The sequence below is a fragment of the Streptomyces sp. NBC_00158 genome (assembly GCF_045160885.1).
Classification (GTDB): domain Bacteria; phylum Actinomycetota; class Actinomycetes; order Streptomycetales; family Streptomycetaceae; genus Streptomyces.
In genome coordinates this window covers 6,905,786-6,925,339 of the sequence record NZ_CP108161.1, presented here as the reverse complement: position 1 = coordinate 6,925,339, position 19,554 = coordinate 6,905,786, and the positions used below count along the sequence as shown (strand labels likewise).

Sequence of the window (19,554 nt, the reverse complement as noted above, 5' to 3'; positions counted from 1 at the left end):
GGTGCCGATTCCCTCCGCCGCGGGCTGTCGGTCCGGTTGCTGCGTCATGGTGGGCTCCCCCTCGGCCGGGTGCTGTTCGCTACCTTCGCGACCGAATTTGCTCATCTGTCACATCAATCACGCAAGTCCCTTCCTCTCCCGGACCGGATCTGACAACATCGTCCGCTATCCGGTGCCCCAGGTCCGGTTCGGGGGAAGGAACAGGCACATGATCGGCTTCGTCGTGCGCCGGCTGCGCGGGCGACTGCCGCTCGCCGCCGCCGTGTTGCTCACCGCGCTCATCACCACGACCACGCTGACCGCCCTGCTCGCCTTCACCCGGGGCGTCGGGGAAGCCGGCCTGCGCCAGGCGCTGACCGGCCCCGCCGGCCGGGCGAGCACCGCCGTCGTCCTCACCGGCGAGCACGCCCTGACCGCCCGGGCCGCCGACGACGCGGCCGTACGGGGCTACGCGGCGGACCTGTTCGGGAGCGTGCCCGTCGGCGTCGAGAACGTGGCCCGCAGCCGCTCGTACGGTCTGCCGGGCCCCCGCACCCCCGGCCGGGAACCGGACCTCACCCTGCTCGCCGCCCTCGACCCCGGCCGCGTACGACTCCTCGCGGGCCGGTGGCCCGAGGCCGTCGGGGACCGCCCCGGGCGGGTCCCGGTGGCCGCGCCCGAAGCCGTGCTGAACCGGCTCGGGCTGAGCCCGCAGGGACTGCCGGCCGAGGTGCGGCTGGAGGACCGTTACGGCGGGGCCCCGCTGGAGGTGCTCGTCACCGGCGCCTACCGGGCGGCCGAGCCGGACTCGCCGTACTGGCGCCTCGATCCGCTCGGCGGCCGCGAGGTACAGGTCGGCTCCTTCACCAGCTACGGGCCCCTGCTCGTCCACGACTCGGCCTTCACCGGCGGCGCCCTGGTCCAGAACAGCCGCGCCACGCTGCTGACCCCCGACTTCCGCGCCGCCCGCGCCGCCGACCTGGACCGGCTGCGCCCCCTGGCACCGGAGAGCGACACCAAGGGCCCCGCCGGGCTCACGGTCACCACCGGACTCAAGGACCACGCCGCGGCGCTGACGACGGGACAGCGGGTGGCCCGCTCCACCCTGCTGGTGGGCGCTCTCCAGCTGGCCGTCCTGGCCGGGGCCGCCCTGCTGCTGGTCGCCCACCTGCTGACGGAGCGCCAGGAGCCCGAGCGGGTCCTGCTCACCTCGCGCGGCGCCTCCCGCCGCCGGCTCGGGGCACTGTCGGCGGCCGAGGCCCTGCTGCTCGCCCTGCCCTCGGCGGTCCTGGCCCCACTGCTCACGCCCCCGCTGCTGCGCCTGGCGGGCCGCTACGGTCCGCTCGCCGAGGCCCCGGTCGAGACCGGCGGGGCGTGGCTGCTGTGGCCGGCCGCGGCGGGCTGCGCCCTCGCCTGCGTCCTGCTGGTCTCCCTGCCCTCCGTGCTGCGCGGGGCCGCGGCCTCCGTACTGCGGCGGGCCGGGCGCCGGGCGGCCGTGGTGTCGGGGGCGGCGCGTTCCGGACTGGACCTCGCGGTGGTGGCGCTGGCCGTCCTCGCCTACCGCCAGCTGGACCGCTACAGCGGCGCCGGACCCGGCACCGGGGACGAACTCGGCGTCGACCCGGTGCTGGTGGCCGCGCCCACCCTTGCGCTGTGCGCGGGCACCCTGCTCGTCCTGCGGCTGCTGCCGTTCGCTGCGCGGCTCGGGGGCCGGATCGCCGCCCGGGGCCGCGGCCTCGGCCCGGCGCTGGTGGGCTGGCAGCTCGCCCGGCGCCCGGGGCGGGCCACCGGCCCGGTCCTGCTGCTGGTGCTGTCGGTGGCCAGCGGGGTCCTCGCCCTCGGCCACCACTCCGCCTGGTCCGCCTCGCAGCGCGACCAGGCGGAGTTCGCCACCGCCGGGGGCCTGCGCGTCACCGGCAGCCAGGTCGCCGCCGCGGGCCGGGCCGGGCGGTACGCGTCCCTGCCGGGCGGCGACCGGGTGATCCCGGTGGTGCGCGCGTCCCACGGGCTGCCGGCCGGGGCCGGCGGGGAGCTGGTCGCGCTGGACGCCGCCGCCGTCGCCCGGCGGGTGCCGCTGCGGGCCGACCTGCGCGACGGGCGGCCCATGGCGGAGCTGTTCGCCCCGCTCGCCGTCGACGCCCCCGGCAGCGCGGGCATCGTGCTGCCGGGCCGGCCGCAGCGGATCGACCTCGACGTGTCGGTACGGGCCTTCGGCGCGAGCGGCAGCGCCCGGCTGGGCGTACTGCTGCGCGACCGCTTCGGGCTGACCTACCGGGCGCCGGTCGAGACGCTGCCGGAGAACGGCGAGCACACCTTCTCCGTGGACCTCGCGAAGCTCGCCGGGGCCCCGCTCGGAGCGGCCGCCGAACCCCTGTCCGTCACCGGGCTCGCCCTGTCGTACGGGTCCGACACCGGCTGGTACCGGCAGGAAGGGAAGCCCGCGGTCGACGCGGAGGTGGCGCTGCGCAAGGTGTCGGCCGCGCAGACGCCGGACGGCCCGGCCGTCCCCGTGCAGACCGACGGGCCCGCCTGGAACCTGGTGGCCCCCGTCCTCGACGGCAACGTCCCGGCCGCCCGGCTGCTGCCGGCCGACGGGGCGCTGATGCGGCTGCGGTACGCGGGCGCCCCGGTGGGGAGTTACGCCCTCGGCCTCACCACCGCCCCGGCCGCCGCCGAGGTCCCGGGCATCGCCACCCGCGCCTATCTGACCGCCGTCGGCGCCGAGGTCGGCGACCGGGTCCCGGTGCCGCTCGGCTCCGCCACCGTGCCGGTGCGGATCACCGCCGCCGTCGCGGCGCTGCCCGCGTCCGGCGAACGCGCGGTGGCCGTGGACCTCGCCACCACGGGGCGGCTGCTCGCGGGCATGGACGGGCAGCCCCTGCCGCCCGCCGACGAGTGGTGGCTGCCCGCGGCCTCCGCCGCGGACCCCGCGCCCGCCCGGGCCGCCGCCGAACTGCGCGCGGGCGCCGGGTCCCACCGGATGCTGCTGCGCGAGGAGGTGGCCGCCGGGCTGCTGGACGACCCGCTGAGCGCCGGCCCCCGCATCGCGCTGGCCGCCCTCGCCCTGTCCAGCGCGGTCCTGGCCGCCATCGGCTTCGCCGCGTCCTCCGCGGCGGCCGCGCGCCAGCGGGCCCGGGAGTCCGCGATCCTGCGGGCGCTCGGAGCGCCCCGGCGGGGCCTGGCCCGGGCCGCGGCCGCCGAGGGCCTGGTCCTGGTCGCGCTCGGCACCGCGGTCGGCCTCGCGGTGGGCGCGGCCATCGTGCACCTGACGGTGCCGCTGATGGTCCTCACCCCGGCCGCGCAGCGCCCGGTGCCGGAGGTCCTCGTGGACCTGCCGGGCGTACGGACCCTGCTGCTGGCCGCCGCCATCGCCGCCGTACCGCTGCTGGCGGCGGTGCTCGGCGGCCGCGGCGACCGCACGTCCCGGGGCGCCGCCGCCCGTCTGCGCCACGTGGAGGAGATATGACCGGCCCGACCACCGACCCCCGTACCACCGCGCCCAGGGGCCGCGGCGGGGCCGGCTGGGTGCGGACGCGCCTGCGCGCCGCTCCCCTGGCCACGCTCCTGTCGGCCGTGCTGGTCTTCGTCTCCGTCCTGCTGGCCACCGCGCTGCCGCGCGTCCTCGACCGGGACGCCGACCGGGCGCTGCGCGCCTACCTGGCCGAGCAGGGCCCGGCCCCGACCAGCCTGGTCGCGACCGCCGAGACCGGGAGGGGTGCGCCGGGCAGGGACCTCCCTGGCTCCCTGGATCATGCGCTGGCCGCCCTTCGGGCCGCCGTCGGACCGGGCTACCGGCTGGCCGACTCCGGTCCCGTGTACGGCGTCCGGGCGAAGAACCAGCGCCCCCTGCACGGGCCCGGGCTCGTCCGCCCGTCGGACATCGCACCCAATCTGGGGCTGCTGCACCTGCCCCAGGTCGCCTCCCACAGCCGGCTGGTCGAGGGCCGCTGGCCGTCCGGCGGCGCCGGCGGGGGAACCGTCCCGGTCGTCCTGGCCAAGGACACCGCCGACACCATCGGCGCCAAGGTGGGCTCGGTCCTGAAGGGGGCCTCGGACCTGGCCGAGCCGATGGACATCGAGGTCGTCGGCCTGTTCGCCCCGTTCGACCCCGCCGACGCCTACTGGAGCGACAGCTCCACCAGCTGCCTCCTGCAGGCCTGCCTCAAGTGGGACTCGAAGCACGAGAAGTCCTGGTGGGACGCGGCCGCCCTGGTCGGCCCCGAGGGGATCGAGCGGCTGGCGGGCTGGGGGACGCGCGCCACGGACTTCTGGCGGCTGCCGGTGGACATCGGCGCCCTGCGCACCGACCGGCTGCCCGGGGTCACCGAGCAGATCTCCTCGTACGTGGCCGGCCCGACGGCCAACCGGCTGCTCACCGAGACCGGTCGCGCCGACATCCGGATCACCTCCGAGCTGCCGAAGCTGTTCGCCACCGCCGAGGCCCGCCGGCAGGCCGCCGCGCCGCTCGCCGCCATCGGGCCCGCCGGGGTGGCGGGCGTCGCCCTCGTGGTGTTCTGCCTGGCGGCCGGGCTCACCGGTGACCGACGGGAGCCCGAGCTGGCGCTGCTGCTGGCCCGGGGCGGCTCCCGCGCGGGCATCCTGCGCCGGGTGCTGGGCGAGGGGGCCGTCACCGTACTGCCCGCCGCCGTGCTCGCGGCCGCCCTGGGCGTCCTGCTGCTGCCGGCCCCCCGGCCGGCGCCGTCCCTGCTCGCGGGCGGTGCCGTCGCCCTCGTGGCCCTGCTGGCCTTCCCGGTACGGGCCTTCGTGCTGCTGTCCGGCCGGCGCGCGGCCCGGCCCCGGCGCAGGCTGGTGGCGGAGCTGCTGGTCCTCGCCGCCACCGCGGCCGCCGTCGCCGAGGTCCGCCGGCGCGGTGTGGCCCCGGCGGGCACCGGGCTGGACCCGCTGCTGGTCGCGGCCCCGCTGCTGATCGCGCTGTCCGGGGGGCTGCTGCTGGCCCGGATCCAGCCCCCGCTGGCCCGGCTGGCGGCCCGCGCGGCGGGACGCGGGCGCGGCCTCACCGGCTTCCTCGGGCTGGCGCGCGCCGCCCGGGGGAACGCGGGGGGCGCGCGTCCCTCCGTACTGCCCCTGATCGCACTGCTGCTGGCGGTGACCACGGGCGGGTTCGGTTCGGCCGTACTGGCCTCCGTGGACGGGGCCCGGCTGCAGGCGGCGCGGGGCGAGGTCGGGGGCGACGCCCACGTGTCGACCCCGCTCGGGGAGGCGCTGTCGCCGGAGTTCCTGCGGGCGGCGGGCGAACTGCCGGGCGTACGCCGCTCCCTGGGGGTGTGGACCGACCGGGACGCCCTCCTGACGGCGGACGACCCGACCGGCACCCACGTCCGGGCGGTGGCCGCCGATCCGGCCGCCTACGCCGAGCTGTCCGGGGCCGCCGACCGGGGCCGGTTCGATCCGGCCCTGCTCGCCCGGGGCGCCGCCGACGCCGCCGTACCGGTGCTGATCAGCAAGAACCTCTCCGGGAAGGACGCCGGGGGCGAGTTCCGGCTGCGCGTCGTCGGCGGCGTCGAGCTGCGGGCGCGGCCGGTCGGCCTGGTCGAGGGGACCCCGGCCGAACCGTCCGTGGAGGCGGCGGTCGTGGTGGTGCCGGCCTGGGCCGTCACCGCCCGGGTGCCCCAGGCGGCGCACCCCAACCACTGGTTCGCCCTGGGCCCGGTCGACGAGGACCGGCTGCGGGGGCTGGTCCGCGCCCACGCGTCGGCCTCCGTCGCCGAGCGGACCTTCGTGCACACCAGTGCCGGAGTCTCCGCGAAGCTCGCCGGCGACCCCCTCCAGCACGCGGCCGGGCGGCTGTTCTGGACCTCGCTGGCCGCGGCGGCCGGCTTCGCGCTGCTGTCGGTGCTGCTGACCCTGGTCCGGGCGGCCCCGGAGCGGGCCGCGCTGCTGGCCAGGCTGCGGACCATGGGCCTGCGGCCCCGGCAGGGCGTGGTGCTGATCCTCACGGAGTCGCTGCCGCAGGTGGTGGCGGCTCCGGTGGGCGGCGCCCTGACGGCGGTCGCCGCGATCGCCCTGCTGGGCCCTTCGGTCGACCTGTCGACGCTGGTCGGCACCACCGTCCCGGCCGGGCTGGGGCTGGGCCTGCGGCAGGTGCTCGGGCAGGCCCTGGGCCTGGCCGGGCTGGTGGCCGCGGCCGTGCTCGCGGAGGCGGCGGTGAACGGCCGGCGTCAGATCACCACCGAGTTGAGAGCGGGAGACCGACGTTGAACACCGAAGCGCCCACGTACGAGGAACTGCGGCGCCAGGCCCTGGAGGCCGCCGCACCGCGCCGGCACGCCGCCGGCACGGCGATCGTCTGCGACCGCCTGGTGCGCATCTTCACCAGCGACGGCGTCGAGGTGCAGGCCCTGCAGGGGCTGGAGCTGACGGTGGCGCAGGGCGACCTGGTGGCGCTGGTCGGGGCCTCCGGCAGCGGCAAGTCCACCCTGCTGAACATCCTCGCGGGGCTGGACGTGCCCACGGCCGGCACGGCCACCGTCGGCGGCTACGACCTGCTGGAGATGTCGTCGCGGGACCGGCTGCGGTACCGGCGCGAGACGGTCGGCTTCGTCTGGCAGCAGACCGCGCGCAACCTGCTGCCGTTCCTGACGGCCACTCAGAACGTCGCACTGCCGATGCAGTTGAAGGGCGGCGGACGCGGCGCCCGGGCCCGTCGCTCGGCCCGGGTCGCGGAGCTGCTGGAGGCGCTGGAGATCGGCGACCTCGGCGGCCGCCGCCCCGCCGAGCTGTCCGGCGGGCAGCAGCAGCGGGTGGCCATCGCCGTGGCCATGGCCAACGATCCGGCGGTGCTGCTCGCCGACGAACCGACCGGCGAGCTGGACTCCGAGACCGCTGCGGCCGTCTTCGAGGCCTTCCGCACCGTGAACCGGGAGCTGGGCGCCACCGTGGTCATCGTGACCCACGACCCGATGGTGGCGGGCGAGGTCCGCCGTACGGTGGCGATCCGCGACGGCCGCACCAGCAGCGAGGTGCTGCGCCGCACGGTGACCGACGAGCACGGCACGGAGTCGGTCAGCGAGCGCGAGTACGTGATGCTGGACCGCACCGGCCGGGTGCAGTTGCCGCAGAAGTTCCTGGAGGCGCTGGGCATGGAGCACCGCGTCGCGGTCGACCTGGCCCCGGACCGCATCGAGGTCCGCCGCGACGACGCCGACGACACCGCCGACGCCACCGACGCCACGCCCGGGGAGGCCTCCTAGCCCCGGCCGCGTTCACCGTCCCGACCGGCGCCGGGGGTTCGGGCGTCACTTCCGCGGCCCGGGTGTCGTTAGGGGCTCGGGGCTGAACCGGGGGGCGAAGGGATGACGTAATGCGGCAGTTTCCTCTGCAGATGCACCACATGGAGCCGGGGCGCCTGGTCGAGTGGCGGTTGCGGGCCGCCACCGGCCCGCAGGCACCGGACCGGGGTGACGAGGAGGGCAAGAAGGCGTCCTTCAACCAGGACAAGCACTTCACCGTCGCCGAGGAGAGCCGCGCGGACGACGACCCCATGGCGTCCTACGTGGCCGTCACCTTCGAGATCGACGGGGTCCTCGACGAAGGCGCCCTGGCCGCGGCGCTGCTGGAGTTCGTACGCCGGCACGAGGTGCTGCGCTGCGAGTTCCGCCGGCTGGCCGGGGAGCTGTCCTGCGAGCCGCTCGCGCCCGGGGTCCTCTCCCTGGAGGCCCGCCACGTCGCCGAGTTCGACGACGTGGAGCGGCAGCGCGAGTTCCTCGCGGAGCGGTTCACCCGCAGCATCGACACCCTGTCGTGGCCGCTGTTCACGATGGGCGCCGTGGTGCGCCCGGACTCCGCGACGGTGTACCTCGCCTTCGACCACATCGTCTGCGACGGCATGTCGATGCCGGTCGTCGTCCACGACGTGCTGACCTGCTACGAGGCGCTGCGGCGCGGGGAGGAGCCCGTGCTGCCTCCCGCGCCCAGCTACCTGGACTTCGCGGACGCGCAGCGCCGCCGCTACCTGTCGATCGGGGCGGACGACGAACGCCTCGGCTACTGGAAGTCGTTCAGGGAGCGCGGCGGGGAGTTCTTCCCCCGTTTCCCGCTGGACCTGGGCGTGGAGCCGGACCGGATGTACCCGATCGTCAACGAGGCCTCCACGCTGCTGGACGCCGCCGAGACCGAGGTCTTCGAGAAGGTGTGCGGGCAGGCCGGCGGGAAGCCGTTCATGGGGGTGCTCGGCTCGGTGGGCGTGTGTCTGCGGGAGGCGGGCGGGCCCGGGGTGTACCGGGGGTTCATGCCCGTCAGCGAGCGCGGCCGCGAGGACTGGAACAACTCGGTGGGCTGGTTCGTCAACACCCTGCCGATCGAGTTCGACGCCTCGCCGGGCAAGGACTTCGCCCAGGTCATGGGTGAGGTCCGGGCGGGGTTCACGGAGATGATGCGCCACCTCGACGTGCCGTTCGTGCGGGCCTGGCAGCTGCTGGCGCCCGAGGAGTTCGCCGGCCGCTCCTGGCCGTATCCGGTGAACTTCTTCTCGTACATCGACATGCGCCGCTGCCGGGGCGCCGACCGGCACGACGAGTGGCGGCCCGCCACGCACGTGTGGTCGGCGCGGGCGAACGGGACCTGTTCGTGGTTCCAGCGGGACTCGGACGGGCTGCACATGAACTCGCTGTACGTGGACACCCCGGCCGCGCGCCGCACGATGGGCGACTTCCAGGAGGCGCTGCGGCTGACCGTGCAGAGCGTGGCGCGCACCGGCGGGTTCCGCAGGCCCGTGGCGCTCACGGCGCCCCGCCGGCCCGAGCCGGCGGTGGCGCGCGTCAGGAGGTCCTGATGACCGCCCTCGTCAGGTGATCTTCCAGAGGGTCAGCGTGGTGACGTAGTCGGGCATGCCCGGGGAGAGGCCGCCTCCCGAGTGGGGCTGGACGTCGGTGATCCGCAGCATCGCCAGGTTGCGTTCGCTGGTGACGGTGCACAGGACCGTGCCCTTGGCGAGCGTCCCGCCCGTCTTCAGCTCCTTCTCGGGGAGCGAGACCGGCAAGGTGTCGGTGTCGACCCCGGCCTTGCACGCCTCGGGAGTGGTGCCGCTGCTCCTGCCCATGGGTGTGAGGAAGCGCAGGTCCGCGTCTCCCCAGGCCTGGTAGGTGAGTTCCATGCCGGCGACCTGGCCGATCTTGCCGCCGGGGAACAGCTTCGGTGCGTCCAGGTCGACGTGCGTGCCCGTGCTGGAGGCGGGTCCGCGCAGGGTGAAGGGCTTGTCCTCGAAGAGGAGGGTGTACGCGGGCTGCTTCGACGTGGCGGTGGCCGTGGCGGTGGCCGTTGCCTGAGGGGAGGCCGGGGCGGCTGCGCCCGTCCGCCCGCCGCCCGACGGGGAGCCGCCGGTGGCGGCCGTACCGCCGTCGGGGCGTACGAACGCCCAGGTCACGAGCGCGGTGAGGGCCACGGCGAGGACTCCCCCGCCGACCAGCAGCGCGGGACGGACGGACCGTGCGGGCGGCGCCGGGGGCGGTGCGGTGGGCCGCGGCGGGTGGGCGGGGCCGGGAGGCGGCGTGGAGGGCCTCGGCGGGGCCGTCACCGTGGGCTGCGCGGACCGGTACGCGCCGGCGTCGGGTTCCGTGGGGGTGGCGCCCGGGATCCGAACGGGCTCCGGGGGGTGTGCGGCGGCCGCCTCCCGGCGGGCGATCCGGTCCATGAGCGGTGCCGGCAGCCAGCCGTCGAACGCGCGCAGCGGCCGGCCCGCGGCCCGCTCGCACAGCTCCGTCAGTTCGGCGGTGGTGATGCGCTGCGCCGGGTCGGCGGTCAGGGTGCGTTCCAGCAGGCTCCGCAGTGGCTCCGGGTAGCCGCTCAGATCGGGCGCCGCCCGCTCGGTGTTGGCGATCCGCACGGCGAGGGTGGTGGCGCCGCCCTCGCCGTAGGGGTGTCGCCCGGTCGCCGCGACGGCCGCGATCAGGCCGAGTGAGAACACGTCGGCGGCCGCGTTGACGGGCTCGCCCAGGGCCTGTTCGGGCGACATGTACTGCGGGGTGCCGACCACGCCGCCGCTGCGGGTCAGCTGGGTGGTGTCGGCCGCCCGCGCGATGCCGAAGTCGATGACGTACGGACCGGTCGAGCCGAGCAGGATGTTGGCGGGCTTGAGGTCGCGGTGGACGACCTCCGCCGCGTGGATGGCGCCCAGGGCCCGGGCGGTGCAGCCGACCAGCTGGTGGACGGCGGCCGGGGGGAGCGGCCCGTGCTCGGTGAGCGCGTCGGCGAGCGAGAGCCCGGGCACGAACTCCGAGGCGATCCAGGGGAGCGGCCCGGTCGTGTCGTGGTCGACGACCGGCACCAGGTGGTAGCCCTGTACCCGGCGGGCCGCGCGGACCTCCTGGTCGAAGCGGCGCCGGAAGTCCGGGTCCTGTCCGTACTCGCGGCGGATCACCTTGAAGGCCACGGGCTGACCGCCGCGCGTGTGCGAGAGGTACACGGTTCCCATGCCCCCCTCGCCGATCCGGGCCAGCAGCCGGTAGCCGGCCGTCTCCCGCGGGTCGAGGGGGCCGAGCGGGGTGAGTATGTCGTCATTGCCGTTGATCACCGCGTCAGCCTAAGCGGTATGACGTGCCGTCAATCACCTTGGGCAGGCCCCTTCTTGCCGAGGGCGGCGGCGCGGGCCAGCAGCAGGTCCCGTTCGCGGGTGTTGCGGGTGAGGGCGGCCGCCCTCTCGAACTCGGCGCGGGCCTCGGGGCGGCGCCCGAGCCGCTCCAGCAGGTCGCCGCGTACGCTCGGCAGCAGGTGGTAGGAGCCCAGGGCGGGCTCCCGGGCGAGGGCGTCGACGAGCGGCAGGGCCGCCGCGGGGCCGTCGGCCATGGAGACCGCCACCGCCCGGTTCAGCTCGACCACCGGGGAGGGCAGCAGCTCGGCGAGCCGGCCGTAGAGGGCGGCGATGGTCCGCCAGTCGGTGTCCTCGTAGCGCACGGCGGCCGCGTGGCAGCCGGCGATGGCGGCCTGGAGGGCGTAGGGGCCGCTGCCGGCCCGGTGCAGGGCGGCCACCCCGCGCCGGATGAGCAGCCGGTTCCACCTGGCCCGGTTCTGGTCGGCGAGGAGTACGGGCTCGCCGTCGGGGCCGGTACGGGTGGCCGTGCGGGAGGCCTGGAACTCCAGCAGCGCGGCGAGTCCGTGGGCCTCGGGCTCGCCCGGCATCAGCGCGGCCAGTACGCGGGCCAGGCGCAGCCCGTCCTCGCAGAGGGCGGGGCGCAGCAGGTCGTCGCCGGCGGTGGCCGAGTAGCCCTCGTTGAAGACGAGGTAGATGACCTCCAGTACGGAGGCCAGCCGCTGTTCGCGGTCGGCCCCGCGGGGGACCTCGAAGGGCACCCGGGCCTTGGCGAGGGTCCGCTTGGCCCGGACCAGGCGCTGGGCGACGGTGGGTTCGGAGGTGAGGAAGGCGCGGGCGATCTCCTGGGTGGTGAGCCCGGCCACCAGGCGCAGGGTGAGCGCGATGCGCGCGTCGGTGCCCAGCACGGGGTGGCAGGCGGTGAACACCAGGCGCAGCAGGTCGTCGTCGATGTCGTCGGGTTCGGCGGGTTCGGGCGGCGGCGGTACGTCCTCCAGGGTGCGGCCGACCTCGGCGAGCTTGCGCGCGTAGGTCTCCTCGCGGCGGACGAGGTCGACGGCCCGGTGCTTGGCGGTGGCCATGAGCCAGGCACCGGGCCGGTCGGGGATCCCGTCCCGCGGCCACTGTTCCAGGGCGGCGACGAGGGCGTCCTGGGCGATCTCCTCGGCGATCCCGACGTCCCGCACGATGCGGGTGACGCCGGCGATGATCCGCGGGGACTCGATCCTGAACACCGCTTCGACCGCCCGGGCCGCGCTCACTGCCGTCACGGCCACCCATCAGAGCAGCCGTGACGGGGCGGGGCAAACGCGGCGGGTGGCGCGGGCCGCGGCCGGGTCACATCTCCTGGACCTGGCGGACCTCGGCGCCGACGGTCCACTCCGCCGGGTGGGTCTCCAGGAACCGCCGGGTCCATTCCAGCGCCTCGGCCTTGTCCTTGCACTGGAGGAAGGCGTATCCGCCGACGACCTCCTTGGTCTCGGTGAAGGGGCCGTCGGTGAAGCTGGTCTTCCCGCCCGACCAGGTGACGCGGGTGCCTTCGGAGGTGGGGAGCAGTCCGGCGGTGTCGAGCATCACCCCCGCCTTGGTGATCTCCTCCATCAGGGCGCCCATGCGCTCCTCGAAGTCGGCCGGGAAGGGGGTTTCGGGGGTCAGGTTCTGCTCGTCGATGCGGATGAGCGTCAGGAAGCGCGGCATGGTGACTCCTCGGTCGTGAGGGCGGGGCCTTTCCCCTGCCTCTCACCTGTGCGTCGAACGGGAGACGCCCGGATCGACAGCTCTGCGGAAAATTCTTCGGAGATTCCGAGGAGCCGGCCACCGGGCACCTCCCGGGTGCATCCGGTCCGGCCCCCTCGGCCGAAGAGAGGGGCAGAGCCCCCGGTCACACGTCGGCGGTCCGGGGGCTCGCCGGCCGTCCGCCCCAGTGCGGCGGCCCGGGCCGTGTCCCTCGGACCGTGCCGGCCGACGGCGGCTGATCCGGCCCGGTCCGAAGGACACCCCCTAGCGGCTGTCCCCCGCCCAGTCCCAGCGGCCGGGGTCCGAGGTCCTGCGGCGGTAGTGGGCGCGGCCGCCCGCCCCGTAGCGTCCTATCTCGGTCGGCAGGCGCGCCTCTTCGGCCAGCCGGTCGGTGCTCCATCCGGTGACGTCCAGGAGGAGGCCGTCGAGGGGGCCGCCCACGAGCTCGCCGTACGCGTGGCCGGGGCGCGGGCCCGGGTCGGGGTCTTCGTGGTCGGCGCCGTAGACACGGCGGCGCGGCATCCTGTCGTCCATGCGCCCAGCTTCACAGCCGGCACTGACAACGGGCCCGGCGGTCCACCGGGCACCGCATAGGCTGGCGGCCACGTCGTACGCGAACCGAGGAGCACCACCCATGGCCAGTCGGGTACACCGGCCGCTGGAGGACCAGGAATTCGACTTCATCGCCGGGATGGCGCCGGGGCCGGTCCTGGCCTACTTCACCGGCACCTGGCCCAAGGCCCTCGACGCCTGCCGGGAGCTGGACCTGCTCGTGGCGGAGCTGGCCCGGGACCCCGGGTACGGCGCGCGGTTCACCGCGGTGCGCGCCGACATCACCCGCTGTCCCGGGCCGGTGCGGCGCTACGGGGTGACGGGTGCCCCGACGGTGGTGCTGCTGCGGTCCGGCGAGGCCGTGGCGACGCACGCGGGGCCGCTGGGGCGGGCCGAGCTGCGCGCCTTCCTGGACGCGCACCTGTAGGCGGGGGACGACCCCGTGCGGCCCGGTGGGTGAACCCGGGCAGGCTGGCCGAAAGTGGCATAGGTGAGATAGGTGCCTCAGGCATGTAATGGAGTCCGGCGAGACGGAACCATCGCTTGCGAGGTGTTGCTTTCCATGTCCGATGCCGTTGCCTTCCCGCAGGACCGAACCTGCCCCTACCACCCGCCGGCCGCCTACCAGCCACTCCGGGAGGGCCGGCCGCTCTCCCGGGTCACCCTCTTCGACGGCCGCTCCGTATGGGTGGTGACCGGCCACGCCGAGGCGCGGGCGCTGCTCTCCGACGGGCGGCTGTCGACCGACCGCACCAACGAGGCCTTCCCCGCCCCCACCGCCCGGTTCAAGGGGCTGCAGAACCGGCGCACGGCCCTGCTGGGGGTGGACGACCCCGAGCACAACACGCAGCGGCGGATGCTGATCCCGAGCTTCTCGGTCAAGCGGACGGCCGCCCTGCGCCCCCGGATCCAGGAGACCGTGGACCGGCTGATCGACGCGATGGAGGCCCGCGGGCCGGGGGCCGAGCTGGTGGGCGACTTCGCGCTGCCGGTGCCGTCCATGGTGATCTGCGCCCTGCTCGGGGTCCCGTACGAGGACCACGACTTCTTCGAGGAGCAGTCGCGGCGGCTGCTGCGCGGCCCCTCGGTCGCCGACGTGGAGGAGGCGCGGGATCGGCTGGACGCCTATCTGGAGGACCTGATCCGGCGCAAGCGCGCCGAGCCGGGTGACGGGCTGCTGGACGAGCTGGTGTCGACCCGGCTGGAGGCGGGCGAGACCGACGTCGAGGAACTGGTGTCGCTGGCCGGGATCCTGCTGATCGCGGGGCACGAGACGACGGCGAACATGATCTCGCTGGGCACCTTCACCCTGCTGCGGCACCCGGAGCAGCTGGCCGAGCTGCGGTCCGATCCCGCCCTGATGCCGGAGGCGGTGGAGGAGCTGATGCGGTACCTGTCCATCGCGGACGGGATGCTGCGGGTGGCCACCCGGGAGATCGAGGTCGGCGGGGTGACCATCCGGCCTGACGACGGGGTGGTCTTCTCCACCTCGGTCATCAACCGCGACGGGTCGGTCTTCGCCGAGCCGGACGCGCTCGACTGGCACCGGCCGACCCGCCACCACCTGGCGTTCGGTTTCGGCATCCACCAGTGCCTGGGCCAGAACCTGGCGCGCGCCGAGATGGAGATCGCCCTCGGGACCCTGTTCGAGCGGCTGCCGGGCCTGCGCCTGGCGGCCGACCCGGACCGGATCCCGTTCAAGCCCGGCGACACCATCCAGGGCATGCTCGAACTGCCCGTGACGTGGTGAGCGGCGTGCGGATCTCCGTGGACCGGGACGTCTGCATCGGCGCCGGCCAGTGCGTGCTGACCGCGCCGCGGATCTTCACCCAGGACGACGACGGCTTCAGCGAGGTGCTCGCGGGCCGCGAGGACGGCCACGGCAGCCCGCTGGTCCGGGAGGCGGCGCGCGCCTGTCCGGTCTCGGCGATCACCGTACGGGAGGCCGGCGAGGGCCCGGCCGACTGAGCGGGTTCCCCGGCCCGGTCGTGCGGGAGCCCCCACCGGCGTCCGGCGGGGGCTCCCGGCGACGGGCACCGCGGGGCGGCCGGCGCTACTGACGGACCACGTTCTCCGCCTGCGGACCCTTGGGCCCCTGGGTGACGTCGTAGGAGACCTGGTCGTTCTCCTCCAGGGACTTGAAGCCGGTCCCCTGGATGGCGGAGAAGTGCACGAACACGTCGGGGCCGCCGTTGTCCTGCGCGATGAAGCCGAACCCCTTCTCCGAGTTGAACCACTTCACGGTGCCAGTTGCCATTGCTGCCGATCCTTCTCAACGTTCCGCTCGGGCCGCACGCGCGCGCGGCCGTCTCGATACTGCCCACCCGTCCCGCCCGCCACACGCCGGACGCGGCCAACCGGGGTGGAAGAGGGCCCGGGCCTAGGAGGCGTCGACGGCGGGCAGCGGGTCGGTGGTACGGGCGGCGACGGCCGGGCGGGCCGCGGACGCCGCCGCGCGGCGCGGGCCGCTCGCCCGGCAGCCCAGGCAGTCGGCGTGTCCCGTCCGGGCCGCGGTGTCCCGGACGCGCCAGTCCCACTGCCCGCGCGGGCGGGGCCCGCTCGGCTTGCCCCAGCCGGCGAGGTGGAGCAGCCAGGTGACGAGTCCCGCCGCCACGACCAGGCCGAGGCCCAGCCAGATGCCCGGTGTCCAGGCCGCGCACAGGGCGGCCCCCGCTCCGGTGCAGCCCAGCAGGGCCAGGGCGGTTCCGGTCCAGCCGGCCACGGTGTGGCCGAGGTCGACGTCTCCGTGGGCACTCATGATTCCCCCTCGATGGGCAGGCGGCAGTACGCTCGGAGCAGGATCATTTATCTCACGAGCTAAGTAACTTAGATACTAAGGAGAGTGTGGGTGCACGGCAAGCACCGCCCAGCGGCGACGGCCGCGGAGGCGATCGCACGCATGGACCAGTACGTGGCGCTCGGCCTCGTCGGCCAGCAGGAGGTGGCCCAGCTCCTGGGGATCAACGTCACCGACCTGACCTGCCTCGCCCACATCCTGGCCGCCTGCGACAACCCCCTCTCCGCCGGCGACCTCGCCGGGCTGGTGAACCTCACCACCGGCGCCGTGACCGGTGTGCTCAACCGGCTGGAGAAGGCCGGGTACGCCCGCCGGCAGCCCGATCCGGCCGACCGCCGACGGGTGCGGGTGGTCGCCGACCCCGAGGCCGCCGCCCGGGTCATCGCCACCTACCAGCCCTTCTACGACCGGCTCGGCAGGGTTTTCGCCGAGTACACCCCCGACGAGATCGCCGTGATCGCCGACTGGTTCGGCCGGGCGGCGGTCGAGATGCGGGCCCACCTCGCCCAGGTGCGCTCCGGGGAACTCGACCCCAGGCCCGGCCGGTGACCGGCTGGTAAAATGGCCGGGAAACTTGAGGCGCGGGGCGCTGGCGCCCGGTGCGGACGCGTACGACGAGCCGGGGACCGTACCGAAGGGTGCGGACCCCGGCTCGTCGCCGTTCCGCCGGCCACGGCCCCGCCCGCCTCACTCTCCTCATGGAAGGTTCTGCATGAAGAACCCGTCGGCTCACGGGCGTTTCGGGATCAAGGCCGGGGCGAAGGCAGGCTCCAAGCCGGGGGCCAAGGGCGCCAAGGGAGCCGGCAAGGCCCCCCGGACCCTCGGTCCGCAGGGTGAGTTCGCCATGCCGCGGACCAGCACCCCGGCACTGCCCCCGGTGGCCTCGTTCGACGAACTCGGGCTGCCCGCCGAGCTGGTGAGGACCCTGGCCGAGCAGGAGGTGCGGGAGCCCTTCCCGATCCAGGCGGCCACCCTGCCCAACTCCCTCGCGGGACGGGACATCCTCGGCCGCGGCCGTACCGGTTCCGGCAAGACCCTCGCCTTCGGCCTGGCCCTGCTGGCCCGCACGGCCGGGCAGAAGGCCGACCCCAAGCGGCCGCTCGCCCTGGTCCTCGTACCCACGCGCGAACTGGCGCAGCAGGTGAGCGAGGCGCTGACCCCCTACGCGCAGGCCCTGAAGCTGCGCATGGCCACCGTCGTCGGCGGGCTCTCCATCGGCCGCCAGACCAGCGCCCTGCGCACCGGCGCGGAGGTCGTCGTCGCCACGCCCGGCCGCCTGAGCGACCTGGTCGGACGGCGTGACGTGCACCTGGAGCGGGTACGGATCACGGTGCTGGACGAGGCCGACCAGATGTGCGACCTGGGCTTCATGCCGCAGGTCACGGAGATCCTGGACCAGGTGCACCACGCGGGGCAGCGGATGCTGTTCTCGGCCACCCTGGACCGCAACGTCGACCAGCTCGTGCGCACGTACCTGAAGGACCCGGTCTCGCACTCCGTGGACCCGCAGTCGGCGTCGGTCGGCACGATGGACCACCACGTGCTGCACATCCACTCGGCGGACAAGGTGTCGGCGGCGACCGAGATCGCGGCCCGCGAGGGCCGCGTGATCATGTTCCTGGACACCAAGCACGGCGTGGACCAGTTCGTGAAGCACCTGCGGGCCATGGGCGTACGGGCCGAGGGGCTGCACAGCGGCAAGTCCCAGCCGCAGCGCACCAAGACCCTGGGCCAGTTCAAGGACGGCCTGATCACGGTCCTGGTCGCGACGAACGTGGCCGCCCGGGGCATCCACATCGACGACCTCGACCTCGTGGTCAACGTGGACCCGCCGGCGGACAGCAAGGACTACCTCCACCGCGGCGGCCGCACCGCGCGGGCGGGCGAGTCCGGCAAGGTGGTCACCCTGGTCACCCCCAACCAGCGGCGCGACATGGTGCGCCTGATGGCGGACGCGAAGATCCGGCCCACCATCACCCAGGTGCGCTCCGGCGAGGCCGCGCTGAGCCGGATCACCGGCGCGCGCAAGCCCTCCGGCGTCCCGTTGTCCGGGGCCCTGCCCACCGACGCCAAGGGCCGCCCGAGCGGCACGGAACTGGGCTTCCGGGGTCTGGGCACCCGTCCGGGCCGGACGGGCCGGGGCAAGGAGTCCCGCAAGACCATCGAGGCGCGGCAGGCCGCCGAGGCCCGCCGCGCGGCCCGGGTCCGCAAGGGCCTCTGAGACCCGGGACCGGGTGTCCGGCGGGGATGCCCGCCGGACACCGGGCGGCCGGTGTCCGGGTCAGGCCCGGGCGCGGCGCCGCCGGGCCACTATGGCGCGGGTGACCACGGGCGGGAGGAGGTCCTTGGCCAGCCTGCGCCAGCGCACGCCCGGCCGGGGCGCGGGCTTCGGTGCCGGACGGGCCGGGGCGGGCTCGGGGGCCGGCGGGTTCAGCAGCTTCGGGGCGGGCGGCGCGGACACGCCCTCGTCGCCGATGCGGACGAGCGGCTCGCCGTGGACGACGTCCACGCCGTGCCACAGGTCGGTGCGGCCCTCCAGCCAGCCGCGCAGCGCCTCCTGCCAGGGCGCCGGGTCGCCCCAGGTCGCGTACAGCTTCGAGGCGGACACGGCGATCGGGTGCAGGTCGCCGGTGGCCACGGCGGCCCAGACGGCGGCGGCGACGCCGGGGCAGTGGGCGGAGCGGTAGTCGTCGAAGACGACCACGGCGTCGGGGGCGGCGACGATCCGCGAGGAGGCTATGTCCGTCGCGACGTGCTCGTGGAGGTGGGAGGCGTCGACGTGGACGAAGCGGCAGCTCCCGGGGCGGACCTTCTCGGCCACGACGGAGGTCGGGGCCTGGATGACGGTCGGCAGCGCCTCGTGGAAGGCGAGGAAGTTCGTCTCGAAACCGCGTCGGGTGAGGGTGGGGTACGAGTCCCGCACCTCCTCGACGTTGGAGTCGTCGGGGGCCGGCGAGTCGAAGAGGTCGCAGACCGTGAACGCCTCGCCCGCGCGGAGGTACCCGGCGAGGAAGATCGCGCTCTTGCCCATGAAGGCGCCCAGTTCCAGGATGTCACCGGCCACCGGTGCGGCCTCGTTCTGGCGGGTCAGGAACCAGTCGAAGAGGACCTGGTCATACGCCGAGAACCAGCCTTCCACCTCGCTGAACGCCTTCGGCGCGGGCGGGGCGGGCGGTTCGGGCGACCCGGCGTCGGGGGTGGTGACGGGGGCCTGCGAAACGTGCGACACGGAGAGTCATCCTCCAGCGGAACGGCAGCGGTCCAGCTCTGACACCCGGCAGGGTATGCAGACCCTAAACCCCCGAACAGCCTTATGGCGAGAACTCGTTCGCTTGATCGTCCGGGAACGGTCCCGGACCTTCCGTTTCTCCCGGACCTCCCGGATCAGGAGGTGGCGCGCCGGTCCAGGATCCGCGCGGCGGCGTTGCGCACGCGCCGGGTCCGCCCGGAGGCGGCCAGCAGGGCCAGTGCCTCGTCCGGGGCGGAGGGCTGCGCCGCGGTGCGCTGGCACCAGTCGGAGGCGGCGGCCAGTTCCGCGCGGGACCACTCCCCGCCCGCCTCGACGGCCTTCAGCAGGGTCCACTCGCGCAGCCGCCGGGCCGGGAACGCGTGGCCGTCGAGTACGCCGTGCAGGGCGCGGGCCCAGTCGTGGAAGGCGGCGCCCTGGGGCAGCCGTACGGCGCGGCGGTCCAGGTGGGTCACGACCGCGCTCTGCGCCATCACCGGGTCGCGGTCGCGCAGCACCTCGGCCACCACCTCGGCCTCGCCCGCCACGCCGGCGGCCCCGGCGGCGGCGAGCCGGTCGAGGTGGCGGGCGTACCGCCACCGGTCGGTGGCGACGGCCTGCTCCGGCGGCCGGGCCGCGGTCGTCGGGCCGGCCGCCGGCGCGCGGCGTGTCTGCTGTCCTGGGCTCCCCATGGCACCCATTCCACACGACCGCCCCGCG

General features: G+C 75.3%; 17 protein-coding genes. 9 read left to right on the top strand and 8 right to left on the bottom strand.

The window, feature by feature from the left end; genetic code table 11:
* Positions 1–208 precede the first annotated feature (208 nt).
* The 4 genes from OG553_RS31705 (at position 209) to OG553_RS31690 (ending at position 8,770) form a co-directional block, all read left to right on the top strand.
* Positions 209–3,445, top strand: coding sequence for an FtsX-like permease family protein (locus OG553_RS31705; protein ID WP_405982276.1), 3,237 nt, complete (start codon positions 209–211; stop codon positions 3,443–3,445).
* Positions 3,442–6,198 carry a hypothetical protein gene (locus tag OG553_RS31700; protein WP_405982275.1) on the top strand — a complete coding sequence of 919 codons (2,757 nt, stop codon included), beginning with the start codon at positions 3,442–3,444 and terminating at the stop codon, positions 6,196–6,198. Before OG553_RS31705 ends, OG553_RS31700 begins: the two co-directional genes overlap by 4 nt.
* Positions 6,195–7,190: an ABC transporter ATP-binding protein gene (locus OG553_RS31695; RefSeq protein WP_405982274.1), complete on the top strand. Its 996-nt coding sequence runs from the start codon at positions 6,195–6,197 to the stop codon at positions 7,188–7,190. The genes OG553_RS31700 and OG553_RS31695 overlap by 4 nt, the downstream gene beginning before the upstream one ends.
* A gap of 110 nt (positions 7,191–7,300) precedes the next feature.
* On the top strand, positions 7,301–8,770 hold the full coding sequence (locus OG553_RS31690) for a condensation domain-containing protein (RefSeq protein WP_405982273.1): 1,470 nt from the start codon (positions 7,301–7,303) through the stop codon (positions 8,768–8,770).
* Positions 8,771–8,782: 12 nt separating this feature from the next.
* Here OG553_RS31690 and OG553_RS31685 read toward each other — a convergent pair whose 3' ends face one another.
* The 4 genes from OG553_RS31685 to OG553_RS31670 form a co-directional block, all read right to left on the bottom strand.
* The gene (locus tag OG553_RS31685; RefSeq protein WP_405982272.1) at positions 8,783–10,507 is read right to left on the bottom strand and encodes a serine/threonine-protein kinase; all 1,725 of its coding nucleotides are present in this window, start codon (positions 10,505–10,507) and stop codon (positions 8,783–8,785) included.
* A gap of 29 nt (positions 10,508–10,536) precedes the next feature.
* Complete coding sequence (locus tag OG553_RS31680) at positions 10,537–11,784, bottom strand: RNA polymerase sigma factor (protein ID WP_405983196.1); 1,248 nt, start codon at positions 11,782–11,784, stop codon at positions 10,537–10,539.
* 76 nt (positions 11,785–11,860) lie between these two features.
* A complete protein-coding gene (locus tag OG553_RS31675) occupies positions 11,861–12,220 on the bottom strand; it encodes a YciI family protein (RefSeq protein ID WP_405982271.1) in 360 nt (119 codons plus the stop codon).
* Between the two features lie 303 nt (positions 12,221–12,523).
* A complete protein-coding gene (locus OG553_RS31670; RefSeq protein ID WP_405982270.1) occupies positions 12,524–12,793 on the bottom strand; it encodes a hypothetical protein in 270 nt (89 codons plus the stop codon).
* Between the two features lie 100 nt (positions 12,794–12,893).
* Here OG553_RS31670 and OG553_RS31665 point away from each other — a divergent pair, with 100 nt between their 5' ends.
* The 3 genes from OG553_RS31665 to OG553_RS31655 all read left to right on the top strand — a co-directional run bounded on the left by OG553_RS31665 (position 12,894) and on the right by OG553_RS31655 (position 14,779).
* Complete coding sequence (locus OG553_RS31665) at positions 12,894–13,238, top strand: thioredoxin family protein (RefSeq protein ID WP_405982269.1); 345 nt, start codon at positions 12,894–12,896, stop codon at positions 13,236–13,238.
* A 135-nt stretch (positions 13,239–13,373) separates the two neighbouring features.
* Positions 13,374–14,561 (top strand): cytochrome P450, encoded by a 1,188-nt coding sequence (locus OG553_RS31660; RefSeq protein WP_405982268.1) that lies wholly within the window; start codon positions 13,374–13,376, stop codon positions 14,559–14,561.
* Positions 14,562–14,566: 5 nt separating this feature from the next.
* Positions 14,567–14,779 carry a ferredoxin gene (locus tag OG553_RS31655; protein ID WP_405982267.1) on the top strand — a complete coding sequence of 71 codons (213 nt, stop codon included), beginning with the start codon at positions 14,567–14,569 and terminating at the stop codon, positions 14,777–14,779.
* 85 nt (positions 14,780–14,864) lie between these two features.
* On the opposite strand, the gene OG553_RS31650 is transcribed toward OG553_RS31655, so the two are convergent.
* Positions 14,865–15,068 (bottom strand): cold-shock protein, encoded by a 204-nt coding sequence (locus OG553_RS31650; protein ID WP_405982266.1) that lies wholly within the window; start codon positions 15,066–15,068, stop codon positions 14,865–14,867.
* Positions 15,069–15,191: 123 nt separating this feature from the next.
* Positions 15,192–15,569 carry an HGxxPAAW family protein gene (locus OG553_RS31645; RefSeq protein ID WP_405982265.1) on the bottom strand — a complete coding sequence of 126 codons (378 nt, stop codon included), beginning with the start codon at positions 15,567–15,569 and terminating at the stop codon, positions 15,192–15,194.
* A gap of 90 nt (positions 15,570–15,659) precedes the next feature.
* Between OG553_RS31645 and OG553_RS31640 the strand changes: the two genes are divergently transcribed.
* Together OG553_RS31640 and OG553_RS31635 are read left to right on the top strand one after the other, a co-directional pair.
* Positions 15,660–16,157, top strand: coding sequence for a MarR family winged helix-turn-helix transcriptional regulator (locus OG553_RS31640; protein WP_405982264.1), 498 nt, complete (start codon positions 15,660–15,662; stop codon positions 16,155–16,157).
* A 163-nt stretch (positions 16,158–16,320) separates the two neighbouring features.
* Positions 16,321–17,829: a DEAD/DEAH box helicase gene (locus tag OG553_RS31635; protein WP_405982263.1), complete on the top strand. Its 1,509-nt coding sequence runs from the start codon at positions 16,321–16,323 to the stop codon at positions 17,827–17,829.
* 60 nt (positions 17,830–17,889) lie between these two features.
* On the opposite strand, the gene OG553_RS31630 is transcribed toward OG553_RS31635, so the two are convergent.
* Both OG553_RS31630 and OG553_RS31625 read right to left on the bottom strand, forming a co-directional pair.
* Positions 17,890–18,747: a class I SAM-dependent methyltransferase gene (locus OG553_RS31630; RefSeq protein ID WP_405983195.1), complete on the bottom strand. Its 858-nt coding sequence runs from the start codon at positions 18,745–18,747 to the stop codon at positions 17,890–17,892.
* A 245-nt stretch (positions 18,748–18,992) separates the two neighbouring features.
* Positions 18,993–19,526, bottom strand: a complete 534-nt coding sequence (locus OG553_RS31625; protein WP_405982262.1) for a hypothetical protein — start codon at positions 19,524–19,526, stop codon at positions 18,993–18,995.
* Between the last annotated feature and the right edge of the window lie 28 nt (positions 19,527–19,554).